1 protein-coding gene is annotated in these 903 nt (G+C 38.4%); it reads right to left on the bottom strand.

Annotated features, from left to right (window positions below; all coding sequences use genetic code 11):
- Positions 1–108: 108 nt before the first annotated feature.
- Positions 109–519: a cation efflux protein, CzcI-like gene (locus tag ACNPNW_RS06280; RefSeq protein WP_211100789.1), complete on the bottom strand. Its 411-nt coding sequence runs from the start codon at positions 517–519 to the stop codon at positions 109–111.
- Between the last annotated feature and the right edge of the window lie 384 nt (positions 520–903).

Genomic DNA, 903 nt, shown 5'->3' with positions numbered 1-903 from the left:
CGCTGCACATATACAAGCAACCAAGCTATGACGCAAGAGTATAATTGATTGTGAAGACATGATTTTTCCCACTTATTTAAATAATAAAAGTGGTGGGAATGTTTTAGGCTACCCCACCATGAGCGGGGAAAATTTGGGAGGTGGGCTTTGTTGAAACAGGTCAGGAGCCTGATAGCTGTTTTTCCAATGAAATTGTGGATTCACTTTAACTTCAGAGCTTGGATGAAACACATCTACTTTTTCATTTTGTACAATCAAATGCGTCATCGATGGTAGATGATCTTGATGATCTTCACCGATTTCTAAATCGCTACTGAATGTTTTTATGTTTTCTGACTGTCCATTATGATCGTGTTGACGACTATCGCTGGCACACAAGGTATTTTGGTGATGACCAAAATGATAACTCTGCTGTGATTGAGGCTGTTGTTCATGGACACAAAAGGCCGCCGCCACATTCCAAAAGCTTTGGAACATGAACAATCCAACCAAGACTGTAATCCATGTAGTAGAACGCATCATCATAACAATCGAAAAATTTGTACCAAGTATAAGGCTTAGAGCCACTCCAAGGTCAAGCTTAATAAATTAAATTAAACATTCAATGAACACTGAATAGCCGGCACTTTTGCAAATTTACCTTGTCTCTATAAGCTCACATCAATTTCAGGTAAGAATAACAATAGATAGTGAACCGTACCGGGTTTGTCGGAGACTTTTTATTTAAGTTAGGCCACCTGACCTAACGGGTTAATCTTATCATTGTACATTGCTTCAAACTCAAAAGGCGATACATTGTCAACGGCATTCTAAAATTGACCCCTTTTACCTTACAAATGGCAAAGTAAAATTGCCCCCTGAAATCAGAGAAAGAGCGGTTCAATTACTAATTGAATCTGAAAA

The organism is Acinetobacter endophylla (genome assembly GCF_053543775.1).
This window is presented reverse-complemented; position numbering and strand designations above follow the sequence as displayed.